This window comes from Legionella worsleiensis, from assembly GCF_001467535.1.
Taxonomy (GTDB): domain Bacteria; phylum Pseudomonadota; class Gammaproteobacteria; order Legionellales; family Legionellaceae; genus Legionella; species Legionella worsleiensis.
On the sequence record NZ_LNZC01000012.1, the window covers coordinates 153,967 to 178,183 of the forward strand.

The following is a 24,217-nucleotide window of genomic DNA, read 5'->3' on the forward strand; positions in this document are numbered from 1 at the left end:
AGATATGTCAACAGACCCTAAGGCGCTCAATTTGAGTAATGCTATCCAAAGTACCATCCCGCTAATAATCAAGCCGAGTTTTTCCAAGATCAAATTATTCAAATTAATTAAGACAGTGTTGGGTTTGTCTCCGCATCGTTTGCAGGTGGATCTTTGGGTTCCATGGCTTCCTGAGGAGATACCTCGGGTTCTTTTGCGGCTTCAGGTTTTGCTGTTAACCACACTTTAAGTTCTTCGATTAAGCGACTGATTGTGGCACGCAGGTTAGCAAACAAAGGCCGTTCACCACGTAGAGTCGCCATCACATCTGGAAACAGATCGCCTCGTCCTTCTTTCCATGCACGAAAATCAGCAAACCAGGCTCTTTCTCCTTTTAAGGTGGCAATTTCCTTGGCAAACAACGTTGAATAAATTCGTGCCTGACCGTCGTCGCCTACATCGTATTTGCGTTGCTCTTTGATGGGTTTTCTGGTTTCTTTAAAAAATCCTTTATGCTGTAATAAAGCAGCATAAACTATAGGTGCTTTTTCAGTAGTGAACGATTTTTCTTTGTTCACAAAAGTAAGTTTGCCTTCCCATTCCTGGGTAAAAGCGCTGAATGCGGCAATAAAGTCATCTTGCTTGTTGTGTTCAATCAAATCCAACAGTCCTACTCTCTTGATATCCCAATCTTTTTGCACCTCACTTAAATAGTTTTGCCAATGTTGCAGCAATTCTAAATGCTCAGCATTTGGAGTATTTGTTAAGCTGGTTAGGAACTGTTGATGCACGTGCTCCAGGAATTCGGCGTATAATTTGGCAATTTCTTCCTGATTCACCGCATTAATTGCCATTGATTTTTGTATTCTGTCTATTTCATTATCTATGTTGTGGGTGTTTCCGTTTATAGGGCAGTCTGGGTCGGACATGTTGGGTATCATGCGGTATTGTCCCTTTTTTCCTGCCCGGGCAGTACGTCCTTTAATTTGTTTTTCATCTTCAAAAGTAGGAACGTACAGGGAAGAAACAAATAAATTATCCGCATTGATGTCGACGCCCCGACCGAACATTCCTACGGTAGAAATGGTAATCGTACCGGGATTTCCTGCTTCTTTAATTGCCTTCACTTCATCATTTTTTTCGGTTAAGCCATGTACACGAGTGCATGCTTTAACCAAAGTCATGAGTTCTTTATCGGCCACTAGGGCATCATGAATGCGTTTGCTTTGTTTGTCGTTTTTACAAATAAGCAAAACGGGACGTTGGGGTCTTTTATTGAGTTGTTCTCGAACACTGTGTTTCATGAATTCTATTTGTTGCTGTTCGTCTTTAGCCAGCCAAATGTTACGTTCTTTGCGGCGAACAGTTTTGTGGCGTGGTACAATCAGATAAGTGTACTGTTCGTAATTAATGTCTTTATGTGCAGAGGGTGCTTCATGCCGTGCGGTGCCACTAACGCCATAAATAGCGCCTTTATCATACCGTGCCATAAACGTGACAGGGAACGAAGAGCGTTGTGTTTCATTTTCCGGTAATATCACAAAGGCTTCTTTGTCTGCTTTTTGATTTTCAATAGCACACAAACATTGGTGTACGCCCAAAGCAAAGGTAGCCCCCTCCACTGGACGTCCTGAATCGAGAACCAATATCTGGCGGGTGTAGCGGGTGTAGCCCTCTGCGTCACGAACCCGTTTGAGTTGATCGTCTACATCTGCAGTAACTTTGTAATCATGGTCTTCTTTCATATGCAATGCAGTGTGGGCTGAATTCAACCAGGTGATTAATTGTTTTGGATTATGTGAATTTAAATGATGTACGCTGGATTGATGCAATTCATCAATATCGTGAATGCCAACATACTCAACGAATTGCTCCGTTAATGCGGCTGCATTAAATGCATCCTTGGGATTTGCTCCTCTTTGTTCGCGGACAAAATTAACCAGGTGTGGATAAATCCAGGCGTATCCTTTTAATTCTTTGGATGGGGAGGCGTAGTTATAAGAGTCTTTTGCTTTATCGTGAATGAATTTATCGGCCTCATCTATGAGCAGACAACGTCTTTCAGGCTCCTCTTCCAGGAAGGCAAACGGTTCTTGAACAATATCACTGCGATTGCGCAGTAACAGCAACTGGCTGTTATCAGTAAAATTAACGCCTCCTCGCTGGTATAATTGCTTGGGTGTGTTTAGAGAAATTAAACTGGTTCTTATATCTAAAGAACTAAAGAAGGCGTTATACGTTAAAAAATCACGTTCGGCCAAGGCCATATCGCTGGTCATAAAATCAACGGTTTTTCCTTGAGCTACCTGACAAGCCGCAAGAATCATGGTGATACGGGATTTCCCCTCACCCGTTCCTATTTCACTGATTAACCGGGTGCTGGGATTAGTCAGCATGGCATATAATGCCATGACCTGAGTTGTGTTTAATTCCTGACTGATGGCTTTGGGAGGAATTTTGTCGTCTAACTGTGCAGTGGTGCGGGCGAGCATTTCAATACAGGCACACAAGAGTTGCATTTTTTGCTCATTATTCAGCGGCATTGGCCCCGATCTTAGTGTGTGCACCTGTTCTCTTAAATCGTGAATGCTGGCAGTTCTATTCGTTTCTAATTGGCGATTAAGCTCGTTTGCCCGTTCATCAGTGAAGAAGTTATCTTCTGTGCCTTGGAACAGTGATTTTTGCTCATCAAAATGGGTGCGGTCAAAGGCAAAATCAAGCCTGCGTTCACCATAGGGCAGCATGCAAAATTGCTGATAGTGTGTTTGGAAGTCATCGGTTTGTAGCCAGGAGTTAATCTGGTGTATGCTGGGGTAAGGCGGTTTGGTGCATTGATTAACCAGTATATCGAATTTTTGCGGTTGCGACTTAATGGTTTCAATTAATGCCCCCAGATCGGATACCTCTTGATTATTTTCTATTAAATTGTTGGCTAATTCCAGAATGAATTTTCGCTGTTTTGGTTCTGTTAACTGGGTTATTTTGTTCCAAAGCACAAGGAGCTCCATAGGATTTTTATGGAAATGAGCCAGTAAAGCATAGACAGTGAGCATGTTTTTTTGTGCTTCTTCGTCCTCGCCTGCAGGTAAAACAGCAGTAATTTGCTCTATACATGCGACAAAATCGATCACATGGCCGAAGTAGTGATTACTTTGTTTTTCGGGAATATGATTCAATGCATCCAGGAGATGGAGTTGCAAGTGCGGATTTTTTGCAATAATGGCACTTAAAGAAGCGAGTTGTTCTTCCATTTTTGCAATAAAACCGTCTTGGTGAACGGTTGCCAAATCACTATTTAAAACAAGGCTTGCCATTAACTCCTGGACAACAGGAACAGGGATAGAGCCAATATTCTTTGCTTTGGTTACCAAATGTTCAATAAAATAGATGTATTTGGGAATTAATGAGTTATTGGTACACTGCTCGATTTGATTGCGGTAATAAATTTGTCTGAATGATTCTATGGAGCGTTTATTACTCAACAGTTGAATGAGGTAGCTCATCTCTGCAATGTTCCGGGGGGCTTCTTTAGGAGTTGAAGGGAGTTTTTCCAACAAGAAGGTGAAATCTGCAGCAGTTATCAGACGGCTTAGCCTCACCATGTGATCATTGAGCGCACGCAGTTGCTCATCGGTGGTCGCAGGATTTTGGCGCAGTATTGCCGACTCAATACGAATCAGCATCTGCGTTTGTTCTGAAGAAAGTTTCAGTTCCTGGATTGCACGAATTTGTTCTTCATTAACTCCATACTGTGCATTGACTAAGGCTTCCTTTTTCTTTGCCAGATGGCCTTGCTCAAAAGCCTCTGAAAAATGGGTTTCGACATATTCTAAAGTAGAATCCATTGAATCAAACGGAGTCGTTCGGTTATGAACTTCATCAATGATTTTAAACAAATCGTGTTTGGCAAGGGGGCGTGTCACGTCATTAAACAAGGAGAGACAAAATGTCAAATCCTTGTAATCTTTTTTACCTGCTTTCTCAAGGCGTTCAACCAGTTCATTGACATCACTGAGTTTTAATATATTAAAAGTGCTTAAGAGGGGAACAATAGTAGACCAGAATTGTTCAGGTATTCCACGGGAACGATGAGGTGATGAGATTTTGTGAATACGCCATTGTAAGTCTATGTATTTTTGCAAATCAAGCTGCCGCCAATTCTGATCGATGAAGTAAAAGCGAGCGCCTTGGTAAAAAGCAGATTTGTGTTGATTTAAAAGAACGTCCAGCTTCTTATTAAATTTCTCCAGTTTTTTAAAAGGGTTTTCTCCCTTTGCGATTCCAACTAATAGCTCGTTAGTGCCTATTTCTTTTAGAAGCTCTGTCATTCTAAGGGCAACGCTGTTTAAAAAATTAACATTAGGTAGTCGTTTCAGCTCAAATATATAATGTGCAAAAACCCCATGAAAATGTTTATTCCCAAGGAGTTTTGAGGCCGTTGCTATGGCAAATGTAACTGATGAGCTGTTATTAACCAATTCACAAAACTGATACCAGTATTCAAGTTCTTTTTGTTCTTCTTCCAGATTTTGCGCTTGATGAGCTTGACCTGTGGAGCTTGCCAGAAGCAAAGATCTCATTTCATTTTTGGCTTTTTTAGACAAATTCATAGCGGCAATTTTTGCTAGTCCTTTTTGGTAATAATCCAGCGAATTACGCTGAGGCTGGTAAGCAAGATAACGCCAAAATTCATCATTATGGTTTATATGTTTAATTTTTAATCTATCATAATATTTTGAAAAATTTAGGTAAGGAATATTGTGATATTTTTTATTTGTAGTAATCCATTGGCCGTTTTGATATTTTTTCGGCTCAAACAACTCAGGCACTAAAAAGCCGCATGGGTTATCGGTGCCTTCATAGTCACTTATTGCACGTAAAGCGCCATAGCCTGAAGTTAAATGCAATTGTAACAAGCAGTTGAATTGACTGTTGATGTCTTCATTTTTTAGATTGGGTTGGGTTAATACAGTATTCCAGCGGCTTAACAGGACTATAGGATTAAATTCTTTGGCAAAGGTTTTAAAATCAGGTTCATAAAACGCTAAACCCAGCCGTTTGACTGTATTGGAAAAAGCAATAAATGCTTTTTTTAATTCCTCTTCTGAACAATAGGTTGTCGTTTCTGACTGTATTTTTGTGCGTAAATAGTCATACCATAGGGATTGAGGGGGTTGGAAATGGTGTTGTTGGAGTGCGTCAACAGGTTTTTTTTCTGACAGAACAACAGCCAGAGGGTTGGTTTGCGGATTTTGTTCTGCTAAAAAAGCGCTGTAGTGTAATACGTCACGAACCCCACCTCCTACAGGATTTTTGGTGAGAAAAAAACCTGAGGGCAAGTGATCAAAGTCTATGCCACTGAGAAAAAGTTTGTAATGTTGTAATATTTTTTCACAAGAGTCACCCGTTAGATAACGGACTGATTCATTTTCCCCTTCAAACCTCCTAGAGGCTTTAGCGGGATAATTACCGAATAAAGCATCCCATATAAGGTTAGGGTCATTGGTGCTGTCGGGATAAGTTTTTTTGAATAATCGTTCAAAATTGATACGGTCAACAATCAGCAGAAAGGCAGAATCGTCTGTTACATTTGCTTCCTGATCAACATGAATTTCAGTTTGTAAATCGACCACAAAATCTGTTTGAATATAGGCTTTATCGGGCATTATTATCCCCTGATTTATAAATTATTTTCACTTTGTAATAATATAGCACATATTCTGGTGTGGTCTCTGAGTCATATCCAATGTGTCTATGCTGTAATTTTTGTAAATTCAGCCTGAGTAGCCTTAATGCAGCGCAGCGCAATCAAGGTTTTAAGCGCACTGGGTATCGCATAATTTTCGCAGGTGAACGTCTTTTGTGGGCTGGTTCAAGCCTGTTCATCAGTTGCGAGCAAGGGTATCCATTGTGAGATGAAAACGGAACATTAATCTAAGGGAGCTAAATACATAAATCGTGATTACATTGAGCACTGAGCATGACTCTTTGAGTCGTCTTTTAATATGGATAATTGTTTGATTGCTTGCTGATAGATGGCATCAACTGCAGCGAATAGATGAGTAAAATAGGGATTACCTGTGTTAATGTAGATTTTGCTTTTTGTGGTGTTATTACGATAACCCTCCATGATTTTATTAATTTCGATGAGATAATCACATACAAGGCGTATAGAGGCAACAATGTCATCTAAGGATTCGGTGCCAATACTAATTCTTATGGCATCAGCAGATCCGGGCATTCTGATATATACTTTCGTTGTTTGACTGAATCCAAATCCATCTCTTCCTTCAATGCCTGATTCCATTAAAACCCTATTTACACTGGTAAAGATATGATTGTGAATGTTGCCTGCAAAAAATGCGTTTTTATTGCATTTTATAATAATAAATCCACAACTATTTTGCAGGGTGGTGCAAGAGGGGGCCAAATGTTTGTATGTTGCATTTGAAACAGGATTATCGATAGTAAAATAGCCTGAATTATTCACCAGTTCTTTAGGAATAGAATTAAATACATGCCAGGTTCGTTGGCGAATCAGAGAAGAATAGGCCAGAATTTCTTCTTTTCCATGTTTTAAAAAAGCCTTTGTTAATAACACTGTAGGCGAGCTGTAATCGAAATCACCAGGCCCCCATCTAAGTTCCTCATTAATTAAGGCATCCATCTGGGTAAAATAATATGGGTTGTAGTAACCATACATGAGGGCGGCTAACGCTTTGTCTGTGCCTAAGTGTACGTATTTATTGCCACTGTGAGAAATCAACACGCATAATGTCCCTGAGTTAATTTCTTCGTTAAATTCCATTAAAAAAAACGGAAGATAAACATCATCAAAATCACTCATGGTATTATCGATTATCACGATTAATGGTTTGTCATGTTCTTGTTTCACTCTTCGCAAACGAAATTGATTTTCTACCAATGCATTAATGTCTGTAAATTCAATTCCATTACTATTAAACTGAATATTGGACTCAAAATTGGTGATGATCAAATCGTACATAACGTCGGAAGAATAGGGTATTTCTTCACCAATAAAATCTGTTGAAAAGATATTCGAAGATATTGCAGTGCTTAAATCCTGTTCATGCTGGTATAAAGGCAGATGAAACAGTTTTTTCAGTATATTAACCACTTCAAAATAAATGGTGTGCGGTATAAAAACCGTAATGGGTTTATCCGGTTCTTTGTCTCTAAAATAAGCAAGTGCCATATCAAAAGAAGACCAGATGGCTTGCATTGCAGATGACCTAAGAGTCATCATTTGTGGGGTAATGCCTACTGTATCTGTAATAAATTGTTTGGCTATTTCAGATGTTTGCGAAGCAGCTTCTGCTTCTTGGTTATAGTGTAGTAGTGTCAATAAAATCGTAATTTCATCAATACACGCCTCTATGGTACGTAAGAAGGCGGGATAGGATAGTGCCGTACTGTTTTTTAGCATTTTTTTTATTCGCTGTAATGAAAACAACGAGTGCAGCTGAAGTTGTAAATCAGAAGTGGCTTCGTCAAAGGAAATGGCATGAATTAATTTCGTTAAAAATTGGCTGTAAAATAATCTCTGTTCTTTTTCCATGCCAGTACGATAGCATTGATTGTGATGATTTAAATGCATTAAGAGGGTGTTTTTTTGCTCTTCATAAGAACCGTGTGTATTTTTGATGCGTAGTGCTTGATCCATTTGGGGAATTTGATCGATATACAGAATGGACATGAGGTATAAATAACGATCACGCATCTCTGTGACACTGTCGTATCGTTCTGCAAAATATTTAAGCTGCCAGTCCCGGTTCGGTAAGGCACCTAACATGCCTAAATGATGCAGGATATTGTTTGTTTCCTCACCAGGTATTTGTATTAGCACAACGTGCTCTGTACATTTCAGGTGTTTTATTGGTAAAAGATGGCGAATAAACGTATAAATACCTTGTCCACCACTTTTCATTAATAAATAGCGATAAATGAGCGGTAATAGGAAACGCACTACTGGAATCAGTTTCTTTGTCGAATCTGGTGTAGCAATAATGCAGCTTGATTGAGTAAGACTTAAAACTGCATTTGTCTCAAAAAAAGCTTCACGATGGTAGGCATCGTGAAAGAGTGATATTCCATGTTTTTTGTATTGGGGTATTCCTGAATTGGCTCGACCTGTATCAACCATTTGATACAGTAGTTTTGCAGATCCCCTAGCGAAGGATGCCGGAGGAATATCCGCAATTGATAGCTCCTTGGGCAATTCCATTTTGCATTTCCCCAAGGCCGAAAAACCAGCGCTCAGAGTCATGACTCGCATCGCTTGCGCTTTAAAAATACGGTCCAATTCATGTTCCGTTTTAGACACGTTGTTCGGGTCAGTAGTTGATGAGGCAGCGCTTGAAGCGCTTTTTTTTGTAAGCACGGATAATTACATCAAATCAATTCATTAACTGCTCAATAATATTTTGCAAGACACTCGCATTTTCATAATGAATAACCAGAGAGCCTTTGCCCGCTTTTCCAGGCTTAAGTTTAATTTGCGTTTGCAGACGTTGTGCCAAATCACTCAACTTGTCTTTATACAATGGTGTTGGTTCTTGTTCTACTTTTTGTTCAATTATGCCCGCTTTTACTCGTTCAACCAGTTTTTCGGTTTCTCGTACGGATAAATTTTTGGCGATAACGATTTGTGCCACCTGGGTTTGTTGTTCTTCATCCAGCATCAGTAAGGCACGAGCGTGTCCCATATCTATATCACCGTGTTCTAACAGCTTTTTAACCGAAGATGACAGGGAGAGTAATCTTAGGAAATTACTTACGGCGGTTCTTGATTTACAGAGCAGATCAGCAACTTGCTGATGTGTCAGGGCAAATTCGCTGGTGAGCCTGTGCATGGCGCGAGCTTGATCCATTGCATTTAAATCCTCACGTTGCAAATTTTCCACTAAAGCCATAGCCATAGCAGTTTCATCATCAACTTGCTTGACTATCACCGGTACTTCGTCAAGACCTGCAATTTGGCATGCTCGCCAACGTCGTTCTCCGGCAATGATTTCATACCGACCATCGTTTATTTCACGTACCAAAAGAGGTTGCAACACGCCTTGTTTTTTGATGGATTCGGCCAACTCGTTTAAAGGAGCTTGCTCCATTTCGCCACGAGGTTGATATTTTCCTGGTTGCAGGCAGTTTAGTGCTAATTTAAGGTTATCTGTTTTTGGTTTCTCATGGAGTAGCGTACTTCCAGATGTGCTTAACAAAGCGGATAGATTACGTCCCAGGCTGCTGCGTTTTACTGTCATAAATTACCTCAAATTAACCTGCTACGGTTTGTTTGCTTATCACTTCAGAGGCAAGTACCATATAAGCTGCGGCTCCTGGAGATGATTTGTCATAATGTAAGGCCGGTAAGCCATGGCTTGGTGCTTCTGCCAGCCGGACATTGCGCGGAACGACTGTCCTGTACACTTTACTTGCAAAATGCTCCAATAATTGTTTGGATACTTCAGCGCACAGTCGGTTGCGTGCATCGTACATAGTCCTGAGAACCCCTTCAATATGCAATCGAGGATTTACCGTCGATTTTACTTGCTCTATAGTGGTTAATAATGCGGCCAAGCCTTCCAGAGCATAGTATTCACATTGCATGGGTATTAAGACAGAATCTGCGGCTACAAACGCATTAATCGTTAATGTATTTAACGCAGGTGGACAATCAATAAGAATAAAATCGTAATTATTTTTTATGGGTTGCAGCGCTTTAAACAAGAAGGTCTCACGATGATTGCGGTCCATGAGGCTGACCTCAGCTACAGTTAAATCACCATTTCCCGGAATTAAATCATAGCCGCAGCTGGTAGACAGGCACGCCTGTTCTGCCAGACAATCACGCAACAAGACGTCATTGGTTGTGTGTACCAATTGATTTTTATCCACTCCACTTCCCATGGTTGCATTACCCTGAGGATCCAGATCAATAAGCAATATCTGTTGGCGGTTTGCAGCTAAAGAAGCCGCTAAATTAATGGCGGTAGTGGTTTTGCCCACTCCTCCTTTTTGATTCGCAATGGCAATGACTTTCGCCATAATTATTCCTTGGTTGTGTTTTCAATAATGACGCAGCAGCGCTCACCCTCAACACCGGCAACAGTGTATTGTTCAACATGATAATTTTGGTGAATCATCGATAATTCCGTATCCGGGTAGCGTCCTTTCATTGCCAACCAAATTCCGTTGTCGGCAATAAGATGTTGAGTCCAATAAATCATTTGATCCAGGCTGCTGAATGCTCTACTTGTTACTGTATCAAAACCTCGAGCCGGGTGGTAGTTTTCGACTCGAGATTGTACAATTTCAAGATTTTCCAAGTCAAGTTGTCGTTTTACTTCATTTAAAAAACGAATTTTTTTTCCATTGCTGTCTAAAAGTACGAACTGTTTATCCGGTTGGGCTATGGCCAAAGGAACGCCAGGCAAACCGGCTCCAGTGCCAACATCCAAAATCCGTGTTCCTTTGAGCCAGGGTATGACTGCAAGGCTATCTAAAAGATGCTTGCTTATCATCTCCTCAGGCTTACGGACAGCAGTCAGATTGTAGGCAGTATTCCATTTTTTTAATAAAAGCAGATACTGCCATAACGAATCACCAACGGAGTTTAAGTGACATTGTTGCAGCCCACTGTCCAGTATATCTCTAAGGATTTCATCATTATTCATGCGCTAAGCCGATTCTTTTTCAAATGAACCAGCAACAGTGACAACGCTGCGGGAGTAACCCCGGAAATACGGCCTGCCTGTGCTAGCGATTTGGGTTTTATTTGAGCCAGTTTTTGCATCACTTCACTGGAAAGGCCAGTTACCTTGGAGTAATCGAGATGCTCCGGAAGAATGGTGTGTTCGTACTTACGTAATTTCTCAATATCCTGTTCTTGTCGCTCTATGTATCCGGCATATTTGTTTTGAATTTCAATTTGCTCGGTAACGTCCTGGGGTAGCTCAGGTAAATTCAGTTCTTCGAGCATTAATAAATGCTGGTAATTAATTTCCGGGCGCTTTAAAAATTCAGCTGCTCTATTATCATGCTGCATGGGTTTTTCAAGTACGTGTTGCAAGGCATCATTATGACCCACTCGCACCCAGGTATTGTGCAGTAAAGTCTGGGTTTTTTCTATGGCTTCTTTTTTATTACTAAAGCGTTCCCAGCGGGCATCTCCCACTAATCCCAACTCTCGCCCTTTTGTCGTCAGGCGCAGATCGGCATTGTCTTCACGCAGCAGCAGCCTGTATTCTGCTCTTGAGGTAAACATTCGGTAGGGTTCTTGAGTGCCGCAGGTTACCAAATCATCTATGAGCACGCCGATATACGCTTCATCACGGCGAGGACACCATAAGTCTTTACCTTGCACTTGTAAGGCTGCATTCATTCCGGCAATAATCCCTTGGGCCGCCGCTTCCTCATAGCCGGTAGTTCCGTTGATTTGACCCGCAAAAAATAAATTAGGTATGGCTTTGGTCTGGAGAAAAGAGGTTAATCCTCGTGGATCAAAATAATCGTATTCTATAGCATATCCAGGCCTGGTGATGTGGGCGTTTTCAAATCCTTTGATGGTTCTGATGAATTGGACCTGAACTTCCAGGGGCAAACTGGTGGATATACCATTCGGATAGATTTCCTCGGTAGTCAGTCCTTCCGGCTCAACAAAAATCTGATGCGATATTTTGTCAGCAAAACGGACCACTTTATCTTCTATGGACGGGCAATACCGTGGTCCTACTCCTTCTATAACACCTGCATACATAGGTGATTGATGCAGATTGTTACGAATGATGTCATGGGTTGCTTCTGTGGTATGGGTGATATGACAAGGCACCTGCAGTGGATGATCACTGACTGAACCCATATAAGAAAATACCGGTAACGGTGTGTCGCCTGGTTGTACCGTCATTTGGCTGAAATCAAGGGAGCGACGGTCTATTCGCGGTGGGGTTCCGGTTTTTAAACGGCCAACCGGCAATTCCAGATCCCGCAGGCCCTTTGCTAATTTAATCGCTGGGGGATCGCCCGCTCGTCCACCGGCATATTGATTCATTCCAACGTGAATTGTTCCACCCAAAAAAGTTCCTACAGTGAGTACTACTGCACGAGCACGCAGAGTAAAGCCCATTTGGGTTATCACACCGGCAACGTTACCATTTTCGATTAATAAATCATCTACAGCTTGTTGGAACAAAACCAGATTCGGTTGATTTTGTAATTGCTCTCTTATCGCTTTTCTGTACAGTACTCTGTCTGCTTGCGCTCGTGTTGCCCGAACCGCTGGCCCTTTGGACGCATTAAGTATGCGAAATTGAATTCCGGCTTTGTCTGCTGCTCGAGCCATAGCACCATCCAGGGCATCAATTTCTTTTACCAGATGCCCTTTGCCTATTCCGCCTATGGCTGGATTACATGACATTTGGCCGAGCAAGTCCATATTGTGGGTAAGCAGCAGGGTTTGCATACCCATTCGAGCTGCTGCAAGGGCTGCCTCGGTTCCTGCGTGCCCCCCACCCACTACAATGACGTCATATACTTGTTGAAGATTCATGTCTGACCATTTATTGTGTAACAAAAAGAGCAATTATACACTTTTTTAGCAATTGTCCCAACCAAAATCCGGTTTAACCGGGACAATTTATTCAGGCAAGGCCAGCGCATGGCCCTGGTTTGGGTTCCAGAAATGAGTGATTTTCTTCTTCAATATCGTATTTTGATTCTGCTGACAAGTCCTCTGGCTTGGGTTCCGGTTTGAAGAATTGTGGTGCTTTTGGTACTGATTTTTTCCCCCAATTATCCGGATCAGTGCAAAAAGTTTTATATTCTTCTTCGTCAAAATGTTTGATCTTGGCTTGTTCTGGATTATACAGATCGTCAATCAGCGAATTAGTATAAATAGCCAGAACAAGTGCTGCGCCCAATACAACAAGGCCAGTACTTAGAGGTAAAAATACCAGGCTGGTAAAAATAAGAGCGGGCATTAAGGTCTCTATGATTAACGACCTGACAAGATGCAAGGATTGAAAAACGACAATTTGCATCTGATAATCGGTTTCTGCCAAGGTTTTTTTGATCTCAAGAAACAGCATTTTCTTCTGATTGTCTTCCAGATCAGGATTAGTCAGTACTAAATCATGGAACTCGGCCACTTTCGCTTCATACTCGAGTTGGGCTTCTTTTTTGGATTGGTAGGATTTGTACAGCTCCATTCCTCCCTTTGCGGCGTTATTGAGTACTGTTAAGACAAAACAGATAACGGTTCCTGTGACGCTTAAAGTAACAAGTGCCGCACCTGTAATGGGGAGAAAAGGTAGTGCAACTAAAGCGAATGCCAACATTAAACCTACAGCATATCCTATATTAATTCTAAGGCTTATATTCTGATAATCCCAGTCTTTCTGACACTGCTTTTGGGCTTTTTCAAGGCATTGCAATTGCAGACGATATTCTTTTAATTTCTTTTTTTCTGTTTCAGTAGCGTCTGGATCGTTATTTATTTGTTTTATACGTTGTTTAATGGCTTTGATGTCTTCTTCGTAATGAAGCATTTCATTCAAGAATTGGGTTTTATTCTCTTCATATTCCCAAACGGCGAGCCCAATATCAAAAGCCAGAAGAGCCAGGGTCAGCACGTCGCCCCAGGTTCCCAATGCCCCGCTTCCGGTGAGAATAAAGTAGCACAGGCAGTTTCCTGTCGCCCAGACAAAATCATTGAGTAGGGTAAACTTTCTTTGATTCCATTGGGTTAAAAATCGTTCAGTCCACGGAATGTTGCTCTCTTCTTCGCTCATCCATGAACCTTTGATGGTGTGCTTCAGTAATAAAAACAAATTTAAGGAGCCACGAAAATAATACAATCCCCAGCTGATGGCACCAGTATAAGGCGCAGGCGCTTGCACTGCTTTTGCTGCATTGCCCACATTAAAAAAATCGGCGGGAACGAGTTCAAGTGCCTTGATGAGTAAGCCGCTTTCCCACACCCAGTATAGTCTTTTTTCATTAAACCAACCCATAGCTTCTTTGATGGTTTTAGTTTTACGGCTGGCCATTTCTTCTATTTTTTCACCAAACCAAATTCCTAATTCGATGAAGAGGTATTTTATTGGATAGCCATCGGTTGCACATTCGTTAGTCTCTACTGGTATTATCTGTTCTTCTTTGCAATATTTTTGGTATCCCAAGGCATCGATGAGTTTTTGACATTTAGCGATGTAATATTCGTAGAATTGAATGTTTTCTGTTTTTTGGTGAGTGGATTCATGTCTTTTCTGCGCAAGAAGCAGTAAACAGGTTACTTGAAGTTGGCGCAGAAGCTCTTCTTTCTTTTCTTCTGTCATGAAGGCAAACATGACTTTTTGCGTATTTTTAAGTAAGTCGAGATAATAACCAAGAGGGGTGAGAAAACCAACACCGCCCAGATTTTGGTTATACGCTATCAGATCAGCCACCATGTCTTCACAGCGAAGCTCATTCATCATATCCCTATCTATTGTTAGACTGTAGGATTTGCGAATTAAGCTGCTTGTTGGCATACGATCACCTCTAGGTTGAAGGGTTTTTATGGTGACTACCTGTTAATTATACAAGGAAAAGAACAGAAGTGTATTTTTTTATAACATAGCATTTAATTTAAAAACAAGCTGATTATTTGCAGATTTACAGAATTGATACCAAAGTTTTCAAAAATTTCAGGAAATAGACTGGTACTCTTTGAGTGCGCACTGTAGCCTGGTTTTGTTCGGTGGAATTTGCCAGGCCAATTCATAATGACCTGCAAGAATACCGTTAAATATTCTTGCGCAGGCCTCATAGCGAATGTGATTTTGCAATGAACGTTTGTTAACAAGCGATTTTTTTAACCAGAGATTTTGTTTCTATTGTTTTAAATGCAAAGCTTCGCTTAAGCCGGTTCGGGTTCAACTGTCCTTCTTGAATAAACGTCATCAAAGCGTCTGATATCATCCTCACCGAGATAGTTGCCACTTTGCACTTCAATAACATACAGCGGGGTATCACCTGGATTACTTAACCGGTGCAGGGTTTTTTGGGGAATATAGGTGGATTGATTCACTGATAAGTTAATTTTTTGTGTTCCGTTGATGATTTCTGCCTGTCCTTCCACGACAACCCAGTGTTCCGCTCGGTGCTGGTGCATTTGCAAGGATAATTTAGCCCCCGGCTTCACCATAAGGCGCTTCACTTTAAAGGCTGAGCCTTCTGCTAAAATTTCGTAGTATCCCCATGGCCGGTTTACTCTTTGGTGATCCTGAGTCAGATGGTGGTGATCTTTACGTAATGAATTAACCAGCTCCTTAACTTGCTGCGAATACCGTTTATCGGCAACCAGAACGGCGTCGCTGGTTGCTACAATAATTTGATTTTGAATCCCTACGGTAGTGACCAACAGATGTTCACTGTTTATCAGGCAATTATGGCTGTCTTGTGCGATGACTTTGCCGTTGAGGGTATTGCCGTTCTCGTCTTGTTCATTGGCATCCGCAACAGCAGTCCAACAGCCCAGATCACTCCACTGCATGGCAACGGGAATAACAACTGCTTTATCCGTTTTTTCCATAATGGCATAATCTATAGACTCATCCTTGCATTGCGCAAACACATCCGGTTCGAGACGAATAAAATCATGATGATGTTGGGCGTGAATCAAGGCTTGCTCACTGTGTTGATGAATACTGGGTTCAAATCGCTTTAATTCATCCAGATAAACGCCTGCGGTGCAGACAAACATGCCACTGTTCCAAAAATAATTACCCTCAGCAATAAATTCAGCAGCACGTTGTGCATCTGGTTTTTCTCTAAAGCTTAATACCTGCTTTACATTTGGCGTTAATTGCAAACCGGATTCTATGTAGCCATAGCCTGTTTTGGGGCTGTCCGGCTCAATACCAAAGGTCACTATTTTTTTATGCTCCAGAGCGTACTGAATCCCGGTAACCATAGCGTTTTTCCAGGCACGGTCATCGGCTATCCAGTGATCTGAGGGCAACACCAGCATTACCGCATCTCTTCCGGCACTTTGAACCAGGTGATGGGCAGCGCAGGCGATTGCCGGTGCCGTATTACGAACACAAGGCTCAAGCAAATAGGTCGTCTGATTGGCAAAATCCTGCAATTGCTCCTGGCAAAGGAAATAATGAGCATCGTTGCTGACTATGATTAAGCCCTCACTGTGCAAGGTCATGGCTCTTGCCATGGTTTGTTGCAACAAAGAACATTCACCATTTAACGTGAGAAATTGTTTTGGAAAATTCTGGCGAGACAAAGGCCATAGGCGAGTGCCTGAACCTCCGGCAAGAATTACAGGAAAAAGAGTAGTCGTCATCACAATCCAGATTGCGGCATTATTGGCCAGCATTCTAACAGGAAATTTTAAGAGCAGGCAATGCTCAAATTCAGGTATGAGACCAAAGACCTTATTCCCCCTTAGGTCAAATCGTAACCACCTATTTTTATTGATTTTTTTTGTTCATTTCACCATTCTGCAAGATGTCTTTTAAAAAGACGCTAGCGCAATAATTTGGGCAATAAAAAAGATTTATGTGCAGCTAATGTCGCTGGTTAGATAAATATAGTTCACATTCGATCAAAGAAAAACCAATTTAATTTACACTTTTGTTACAACATCTTGCGTCTTTTTTATTCTCAATCAGGTACATGGTTGTTACAATCCGCTTGAATTTATAACTTTGGAGTAACATTATGACATTTAAGGATTTTGTAAAAGGCGTAGCTTATGCTCCCGCCTGGATTCTTTCCGGTATATTCAAACTCATCCTGGGTTACACCTACCTCGATAAAGACGGTCAAGAAAAAAAAGGGACTGGTTTGTTTAGCATTGTGACTGCTGGTTTAGACATTCTTGCTCAAGGAGTTATTGCTGCTGTTGACTACGTCGCAAGGGGTTTTTCTGGGTTGATAGCCAATCATGCTAAAGCAATATCCGTCGCATTTTGGACTTCATTGGCTGTTGCTGGTCTTGCCGTATTGTCTGTTGCGTTTTGGCCTGCTGCTCTTGCTGCGGTTGTTAATTTCACTGTTGCTGGTGTTTCCATCGCTTCTCTGGTTGGTGCAGGCTATGTGCCACAACTTCTTGCTGTTGGTGGCTTGGCATATTTGGCGACAAGTGCATCAGTCTATGTGGTTGCTGCGGTGGTCAATACTATCAACGGTATAAGAGATTTCTTCACCAAGCCAAGATCATCTCGTGGCCTGGACGATCACTCTGCTTACGATGCTCATTCGAATTTAGATGCAGACTTTTCAAGTACCCAACGTATGCAAAAGGCTATGCAAAACGCTATGGAAATTTTAGAACCTAAAGCATCCGACGATTTTCATGCAGGTGATGCAGAGCCTCAACACTCTCAACCCATCTTTCAGGCGGCTGCTCAAGTTGCAGATCAACCCGCTGCTACGAGTGACCTGGACGCTGCGCCAAGCCCTACCAGAAGCTAATGCGCTAAGCAGGTTTCGTATAAAAAATGCGGCTGAGGCCGCATTTTTTTTAATCTTCTCCCCACCGTTTAATCAGGCCACTTTCCAAATCAAACATATCCAATACCCTGCCAACCGTTTCATCGACTATATCGGCAATAGTTTGTGGTTTGGTATAAAAAGCAGGCACAGGTGGGTAAATAATGCCGCCCATTTGAGTGATGCTAACCATATTGTTCAAATGACCGAGATGCAGCGGTGCTTCACGAGGAATCAAGACCAGTTTTCTGCGTTCTTTCAACACAACATCAGCTGCCCGGGAGAGTAAAGAGCTGCCCACACCGTGGGCAATTTCTCCAAGAGTTTTCATAGAACATGGCGCAATTATCATGCCCATGGTTTTGTATGAGCCGCTCGCAATACTGGCGCTAATATCAGAACAAGGATGATAGACATCAGCCAGGGCTTTCAGTTCGGGTAAACTGAGTTCTGTTTCATAAGCACGAGTTAACTGGCCTGCTTTACTGACCACCAAGTGGGTTTCTATGGCTAATTTTCGTAACACTTGCAGTAGCCTGATGCCGTAAATGATTCCTGAAGAACCGCTAATTCCTATAATAAGACGTGGTTTGTTGGTCATGTTATGTCACTTTGGATATTAGAAGATGAGATTTTACCAAATTATTGGGCATAAAACGTGTTTTGATTTATTTCTTTGGAGCCAGGATCATTACGTAACGAAAAATTTAATTATGCCATCAGTGAATTCTGTATGATATGGAATTTCACTCATCAAATTTCATAACAACTGAGTCGCTGTCTGGAAATGATTGGGGCAAGGTTTGAGGAATAAAAACTGGAGGAATTTTTTTGATTATCCATCATTAACAAAGTATCATCATTGGGAATAGTCTTTCTTGGACGAGCTTATAGTCAAATATCCAATACAGGTCTTAAGCTCAATCACCTCTATACTGATGGGGTGCTATGGAATCTCACTTATCTGAGGTAAGGATACCAGTATGTTTATAAAAAACCGAATATTTTACATTTACCAGGTCTTGGTTGGATTATTTTTATTGTTTTCGGCCATGTCCATGGTGCACGCAGCTAAACCCTTATGGACGTTTACTCCGGCAGTAGGCTCTAATCCTACCCAGGTGGTACCGGCAAACGGCAGTGCCACAGTACAGTATATCATCGAGAATCAATCCCATAAATCCAAACGGTTGGCCATTTTGGCGTTACCAGGTGTGACCCAAACCACTCTTTGCGTATTAGCCCCCAAAGGACAAGCGGGCAGCAGTTGTACGTTAAATCTTATCATTACTGGCAGCGCTTTGCCTCAAAACGGTGTTCATGGCGGCCCGGTCTTATGTCAAACCAATCCTGACGGCAGCCCTAATCGCAATCAATGTAATCAGCCAAGCCCGGGTAATCAGCTCAACATCACCTTAAGTACGGCACCCCCGACGCCACCAGCACCCAGTGCAACGATTTCCGTTAGTGGGTCGCCTCTGTTATTAATTCCAAATACGACAGGGTCATTAATTGTGACCAATACGGGCAGTAATACTGCACTGAATGTAATGGCAAGTCTGCCTCCTGCTTTAATGAGCGACGTCACTCAAGATGCCAGCAATTGCGCCATATTAATAGCAGGGGAGAGCTGCAACCTTCACTTTACTGTCAATGCGCAATCCCATCCGCCAACGGCAATTACTATTGCGGGCACCAATACCAATACAGTTGGGGCAACGATAACCCTGACCTTGCCTTATGTGACTAATGGGACTGTGAATGCAGTTGTATTGGATGCGGCTAATAACTTCATCTATATAGGAGGGGCTTTTTCTTTAGTAGGCCCTAACGTTGGCAACGGAGTCCCTCTTGACAACAGTACAGGCTTACCGGTGGCCACTTATCCACTCGTGAATGCGGTTATTCATGCGGTGGTGGCTGATGGCAATGGTGGTTGGTATATAGGTGGGTCTTTTACCAACGTGGGTGGTGAACCCCGCAATAGTCTTGCCCATATTTTAGGCGATGGTTCTGTGGATCTCACCTGGAATCCTAACGTCAACGTCGGCGGCACCGTCTTAGCCTTGGCTGTCAGCAGCACCACTGTCTACGCTGGCGGGGTATTCACCTCCGTAGGCGGCCAAGCACGCAGTAACATTGCCGCCGTGGATATCACCACAGGCAATGTCACCGCCTGGAATCCCAACGCCAGTAGCAGTGTCACTGCCCTTGCTGTCAGTGGTGCCACGGTTTACGCCAGTGGGACCTTCACTACTATAGGCGGTCAGGCTCGCAATCGCATTGCCGCCCTGGACGCCAGCACTGGCAACGCCACCGCCTGGAACCCTAACGCCAACAACAGCGTCGATGCCCTTGCCGTCAGCGGCTCTACCGTTTACGCTGGCGGTAGTTTCACCTCTATAGGCGGTCAGGCCCGCAGTCGCATAGCCGCTCTGGACGCCAGTACTGGCAACGCCACCGCCTGGAATCCTAGCGCCAGCACTACCGTTTCTGCTCTTGCTGTCAGTGGCAGCACTGTCTACGCTGGCGGGAATTTCACTAGTATAGGTGGCCAGGGACGCAACCGCATAGCCGCCCTTGATGCCACCAGCGGCAATGCCACAGCTTGGAACCCCAATGCCAATAACAGCGTGTTAGAACTTGCTGTCGACGGCAGCACCGTCTACGCTGGTGGGCTCTTCACCTCTATTGGCGGCCAAGCACGCAATTTCATTGCCGCTTTGGACGCTACCAGTGGCAACGCCACTGCTTGGAATCCCAATCCCAATAGTGGAATCGGCGCTATTGGGGTCAGCGGCTCCACTGTCTATGTTGGTGGAGTATTCACTTTCATGGGCGGTGATACACGTAATAACATTGCCGTTCTGGACGCCACTAGTGGCAAAGTCACCTCCTGGAACCCCAATGCCAACGGTACCGTCTCTGCCCTTGCTGTCAGTGGCGCCACGGTCTACGCCGGAGGGGCCTTTACCTCCATAGGTGGTCAAGCACGCAATCGTATAGCCGCCCTGGACGTTACCAGCGGTAATGCCACCGCCTGGAATCCTAACGCCAACAACACGGTCTCTGCTCTTGCTGTCAGTGGCACCTCCATCTACGCTGGCGGTAGTTTCACCTCTATAGGTGGTCAAGCACGCAATAACATTGCCGCCCTGGACGCCGCCAGCGGCAACGCCACCGTCTGGGACCCCAATGCTAACGGCAGCGTCGGTGCCCTTGCTGTCAGCGGCAGTACCGTTTACGCTGGCGGCGCCTTTACTTCCATAGGTGGTCAAGCACGTAATCGCATAGCCGCCCTGGATAACACCAGTGGCAACGCTACCGCTTGGGACCCTAATGCCAACAATACCGTCTCTGCCCTTGCGGTCAGCGGTACCACCGTCTACGCTGGCGGCAGTTTCACCTCTATAGGTGGCCAAGCACGCAATCGCATAGCCGCCCTGGACGCCACCAGTGGTAACGCCACCGCCTGGGATCCCAATGCTAACGGCAGCGTTTTTGCCCTTGCGGTCAGTGGTACCAGTGTCTACGTTGGCGGATCCTTCTCCTTCATAGGCGGTCAAACACGCAATAACATTGCCGCTCTGGACGTCACCAGTGGCAACGCTACCGCTTGGGATCCCAACGCCAACAACACCGTCTCTGCCCTTGCGGTCAGCAGTAGCACCGTCTACGCTGGTGGTGCCTTCACCAGGTTAAATAACGTACCATTTTTGAGATTTGCCATCATTCCTATGGAACTGATTCCTTGAGGTATTTGCAGGGCTCAGGTATTCGGGCTCTTGGTGTTTGCGTACCAAGAGCCTTTGACTAAATGCAGGTTCATTAGTTTGAAAAATTTTATTACCCTTCATGGGGTATAGATAAAAAAATGATTTTAGATCAGCTGGGAAAGATGCTGCATTAGAACTGGGATCCTAATATTAAACGCCCTTTTTTTTAAACACCTCTACCAGTATCATGTGAGGTAAAGTAAGTGCTGCCAACAGGTATACCGTTAAAAAAAAACCAGCGCCCTGCCAATCCAGGCTACTTGGTAAAAAAGCATATGCTGTTATTGAAAAGATGTAGGTTAGCAAAGTCATTGGCAATAAATCTTTAACGAATGCTCGATAGGATGAATACCCCATATTTTTATAGAGCATAGCAAAATATTTACATGAATGAATACCCACAAAATAAACGGTTAAAAAAGCCAATGGCGGTACTAAAAGTGCAGCCACAAGCACGATAATAACCTCATGAGCACTATCTTTTTTTAAAGTAAAAAGCCCGAGACTAGTTACTGGCAATAAACCACATGCAGCCGACTGCAAAAAATGAGCATATAACACGGCGTGTTCTGAACCGATTAGGTAGGAAAACAAGACACCTATTTGTTGAGTATGAAGTAATGCAGGCAGACAGATAATAGATAAACCAATAACTAAAGCTAAAAAATAACGGTAGAATTTTGCCTGAAAAAAACTTGAATCATAGTAATCCATACCAAAATGATAGGCAGAATACACTAAAAAAAAACCAAAAAAGAAAGAAGAAAACCAGTAAAAACCAAGAAAAACCCCAATCGCCAATGACAAATAGGCAATGAATAACCCAGTTGTTTTAAAACGGCTAATTGCAAATCGTTTTCTTAAAATCCACAAGTCTAAGGCACCATGAGGGATACCAATAAGAAACACCATTACTAAAAAAACGATCATCGCCAATGAGGGAAACAATACGGTCAATAAAGACATCATCATGAAATGTGTAATTAAGACAATAGACTTCATAATACTGCCTTGATAAATGGCCAACTTGGCATTGCTCTTATCACACTCCAGCGTAAAGACCATTCGAGTGTTCCATTCATAAAGCGAGCAAACTGAGATGGATTTAATCTTGAGGCCAATAGCATGAATAGCTTAGGCGAAAGAGGCATTTGACGTAAAAGAACACGACAAAAACACAGATCCATCCATCTGTCTATAGCCAAGTCTAATACCGGCTCCTTTAACGGTTTATTCATTGCAATTTGCTGAGCATGATGCCAGGCTCGCTGTTGGATGCGTAAAAAACCATAGCCGCTTGATGCTCTTAATGACCCTTGGTGCTGGGCAAAAACATGGCATGACTTGGGATCTTGAGCACCTTGCGTAATGCCCATAGGCAAAACGGCGGCCTCTTCCCGTAGGGTATCAAATTCAGTCGCATAGTGATGAGTGAGTTTAAGACATTCTTGCATCAGTTGTTTGGGTTCATGATACGTTGAACTAAATCGTGTTACTTCGAGCAATGCATGATAAGGACTGAATGGTAAGACATAATCAAATTGGCAATAAATATCGTTAGCAACAAGATTATTCATCAGATGAGCTGATGAAGGATCAAAAACAGGTTTTTGGGTTTTTATCTCAACACCATAAAAGATTTGATGCAGCTTTGCTTTGTTTCTAAGGATGGATTGATTGGGTCTTGTATCGATCACCTGACGAGCAACAAATTGACCAATAGAGGTATCCACCACGAAGCAATTTTTTTCTTTGTTTATAGCGAACACTTTGGTGTTCAAGTGTAACTGTTGCCTTGGATCATTTTTGATAGCTGCGCATACTTTATCGTAGTAATCTTTGCTCTTGATGATGGCATAAGGGCTGTCATAATCAGTGTGTTCAACAGTTTTTGAGCCGCAACTTAAGCTCCACCTGGGCCATTGATGAAAAATGATGTCTTTATGGGGAAATTGGGGCATGCTCAACCAAAAACACCAACTGCGATCATCAACATAAGATTCACGTTGTTCCAGAATATGAATGGTCTGTGCTCCCGGTGTTTGACTGTAAAAAAAAGCAGTCGCCAAACCAGCACAGCCTCCACCAAGAATTAATACATCACAGTGGTGCGAGGGCATGATGGTATTTTCCAAAAACAAAATTAAAACCAGCCCAACTGGCCAGGGTTATTTTTTTGAAATTTGGTATGGATAAACGGCCACTCCAGTATTCATATTCCCCTTTTGCAACACTTAGTCCAATATGCCGGTAGAGTCTCATGGCAATAAAGACAGTAAAACGAGAGCGCATCGGTATGAACTTTAAGCCGTGGCATGCGCTTTGGTAATAAGTTTCGGCCAAATTTAGGGTTTTTTTCATTGCCAACTGAGTGGGTAACCGATACTCTTTTTTTAGCACGCAGCCTGGGTCATCAAATCCCAGCCATTCCACCGGTAGGTACAAGCGATTCAGCTTGGCATCTTCCATTACATCACGAACAATATTGGTTAATTGCATGGCAACACCTAAGTGACAGGCATATTGAGTTGCCTGAGCGTCAACACAGCCCAATATGGGACACATCATCTCTCCAACTGTTCCTGCGACCTGATAAGCATATTGAATAAGATCAGGTTGATTGCGAATTCTCACTGTTCCCAGATCCTGTTTTATTCCTTCCAGCAAATTTAAGGCTGAGTTTAATGGAACGTTTTGGTGATTAATGAGTTTAATCATACCTTGAAGCATTACATCATCAGAGCGGTTTACAGATAATGCGCCAGAAATGGCATCTAACTTTAATAGTGCATCAGTTTTTTGCTTATCATCTACAGCATTATCTGCCAAATCATCACAATAGCGGCAAAAAGCGTACAGTTCTGAAGCATGAGCATGTGTCGTTTGTGGCAATAACGTGGCCGCAAAACTAAATGTTTTAGCGTGCTCCTTAAAGACAGTCTTGGCATCCATGTAGT

General features: G+C 42.7%; 14 protein-coding genes. 2 read left to right on the forward strand and 12 right to left on the reverse strand.

Going from position 1 to position 24,217, the window contains the following annotated elements:
* Positions 1-107: 107 nt before the first annotated feature.
* The 8 genes from Lwor_RS06560 to Lwor_RS06595 all read right to left on the reverse strand — a co-directional run bounded on the left by Lwor_RS06560 (position 108) and on the right by Lwor_RS06595 (position 16,333).
* Positions 108-5,645, reverse strand: coding sequence for a helicase-related protein (locus Lwor_RS06560; protein ID WP_058493102.1), 5,538 nt, complete (start codon positions 5,643-5,645; stop codon positions 108-110).
* 296 nt (positions 5,646-5,941) lie between these two features.
* The gene (locus Lwor_RS06565) at positions 5,942-8,380 is read right to left on the reverse strand and encodes a hypothetical protein (RefSeq protein WP_058493103.1); all 2,439 of its coding nucleotides are present in this window, start codon (positions 8,378-8,380) and stop codon (positions 5,942-5,944) included.
* A gap of 16 nt (positions 8,381-8,396) precedes the next feature.
* A complete protein-coding gene (locus Lwor_RS06570) occupies positions 8,397-9,260 on the reverse strand; it encodes a ParB/RepB/Spo0J family partition protein (RefSeq protein WP_058493104.1) in 864 nt (287 codons plus the stop codon).
* A 13-nt stretch (positions 9,261-9,273) separates the two neighbouring features.
* Positions 9,274-10,044, reverse strand: coding sequence for a ParA family protein (locus tag Lwor_RS06575; protein ID WP_058493105.1), 771 nt, complete (start codon positions 10,042-10,044; stop codon positions 9,274-9,276).
* Between the two features lie 2 nt (positions 10,045-10,046).
* Complete coding sequence (gene rsmG / locus Lwor_RS06580) at positions 10,047-10,673, reverse strand: 16S rRNA (guanine(527)-N(7))-methyltransferase RsmG (protein WP_058493106.1); 627 nt, start codon at positions 10,671-10,673, stop codon at positions 10,047-10,049.
* The gene (mnmG, locus tag Lwor_RS06585; RefSeq protein ID WP_058493107.1) at positions 10,670-12,544 is read right to left on the reverse strand and encodes a tRNA uridine-5-carboxymethylaminomethyl(34) synthesis enzyme MnmG; all 1,875 of its coding nucleotides are present in this window, start codon (positions 12,542-12,544) and stop codon (positions 10,670-10,672) included. The genes rsmG and mnmG overlap by 4 nt, the downstream gene beginning before the upstream one ends.
* Positions 12,545-12,635: 91 nt before the next feature.
* Positions 12,636-14,525, reverse strand: a complete 1,890-nt coding sequence (locus Lwor_RS06590) for a DUF1542 domain-containing protein (protein WP_147279862.1) — start codon at positions 14,523-14,525, stop codon at positions 12,636-12,638.
* Between the two features lie 368 nt (positions 14,526-14,893).
* The gene (locus tag Lwor_RS06595) at positions 14,894-16,333 is read right to left on the reverse strand and encodes a mannose-1-phosphate guanylyltransferase/mannose-6-phosphate isomerase (RefSeq protein ID WP_058493367.1); all 1,440 of its coding nucleotides are present in this window, start codon (positions 16,331-16,333) and stop codon (positions 14,894-14,896) included.
* Between the two features lie 377 nt (positions 16,334-16,710).
* Here Lwor_RS06595 and Lwor_RS06600 point away from each other — a divergent pair, with 377 nt between their 5' ends.
* Positions 16,711-17,466 carry a hypothetical protein gene (locus Lwor_RS06600; RefSeq protein WP_058493109.1) on the forward strand — a complete coding sequence of 252 codons (756 nt, stop codon included), beginning with the start codon at positions 16,711-16,713 and terminating at the stop codon, positions 17,464-17,466.
* Positions 17,467-17,515: 49 nt separating this feature from the next.
* On the opposite strand, the gene Lwor_RS06605 is transcribed toward Lwor_RS06600, so the two are convergent.
* Positions 17,516-18,085 carry a UbiX family flavin prenyltransferase gene (locus Lwor_RS06605; protein WP_058493110.1) on the reverse strand — a complete coding sequence of 190 codons (570 nt, stop codon included), beginning with the start codon at positions 18,083-18,085 and terminating at the stop codon, positions 17,516-17,518.
* A 382-nt stretch (positions 18,086-18,467) separates the two neighbouring features.
* On the opposite strand from Lwor_RS06605, the gene Lwor_RS06610 reads away from it, so the two are divergent.
* The gene (locus Lwor_RS06610) at positions 18,468-21,239 is read left to right on the forward strand and encodes a beta strand repeat-containing protein (protein ID WP_058493111.1); all 2,772 of its coding nucleotides are present in this window, start codon (positions 18,468-18,470) and stop codon (positions 21,237-21,239) included.
* A gap of 171 nt (positions 21,240-21,410) precedes the next feature.
* On the opposite strand, the gene Lwor_RS06615 is transcribed toward Lwor_RS06610, so the two are convergent.
* Genes Lwor_RS06615 through Lwor_RS06625 form a run of 3 tightly spaced genes read right to left on the reverse strand, consistent with a single transcriptional unit; the run spans position 21,411 to position 24,212 of the window.
* Positions 21,411-22,262: a Brp/Blh family beta-carotene 15,15'-dioxygenase gene (locus Lwor_RS06615; protein WP_058493112.1), complete on the reverse strand. Its 852-nt coding sequence runs from the start codon at positions 22,260-22,262 to the stop codon at positions 21,411-21,413.
* Entirely contained in the window at positions 22,259-23,380 is a 1,122-nt protein-coding gene (locus Lwor_RS06620; protein WP_058493113.1) for a lycopene cyclase family protein, read from the reverse strand. Before Lwor_RS06620 ends, Lwor_RS06615 begins: the two co-directional genes overlap by 4 nt.
* Positions 23,361-24,212: a phytoene/squalene synthase family protein gene (locus tag Lwor_RS06625; RefSeq protein WP_058493114.1), complete on the reverse strand. Its 852-nt coding sequence runs from the start codon at positions 24,210-24,212 to the stop codon at positions 23,361-23,363. The genes Lwor_RS06620 and Lwor_RS06625 overlap by 20 nt, the downstream gene beginning before the upstream one ends.
* Positions 24,213-24,217 lie beyond the last annotated feature (5 nt).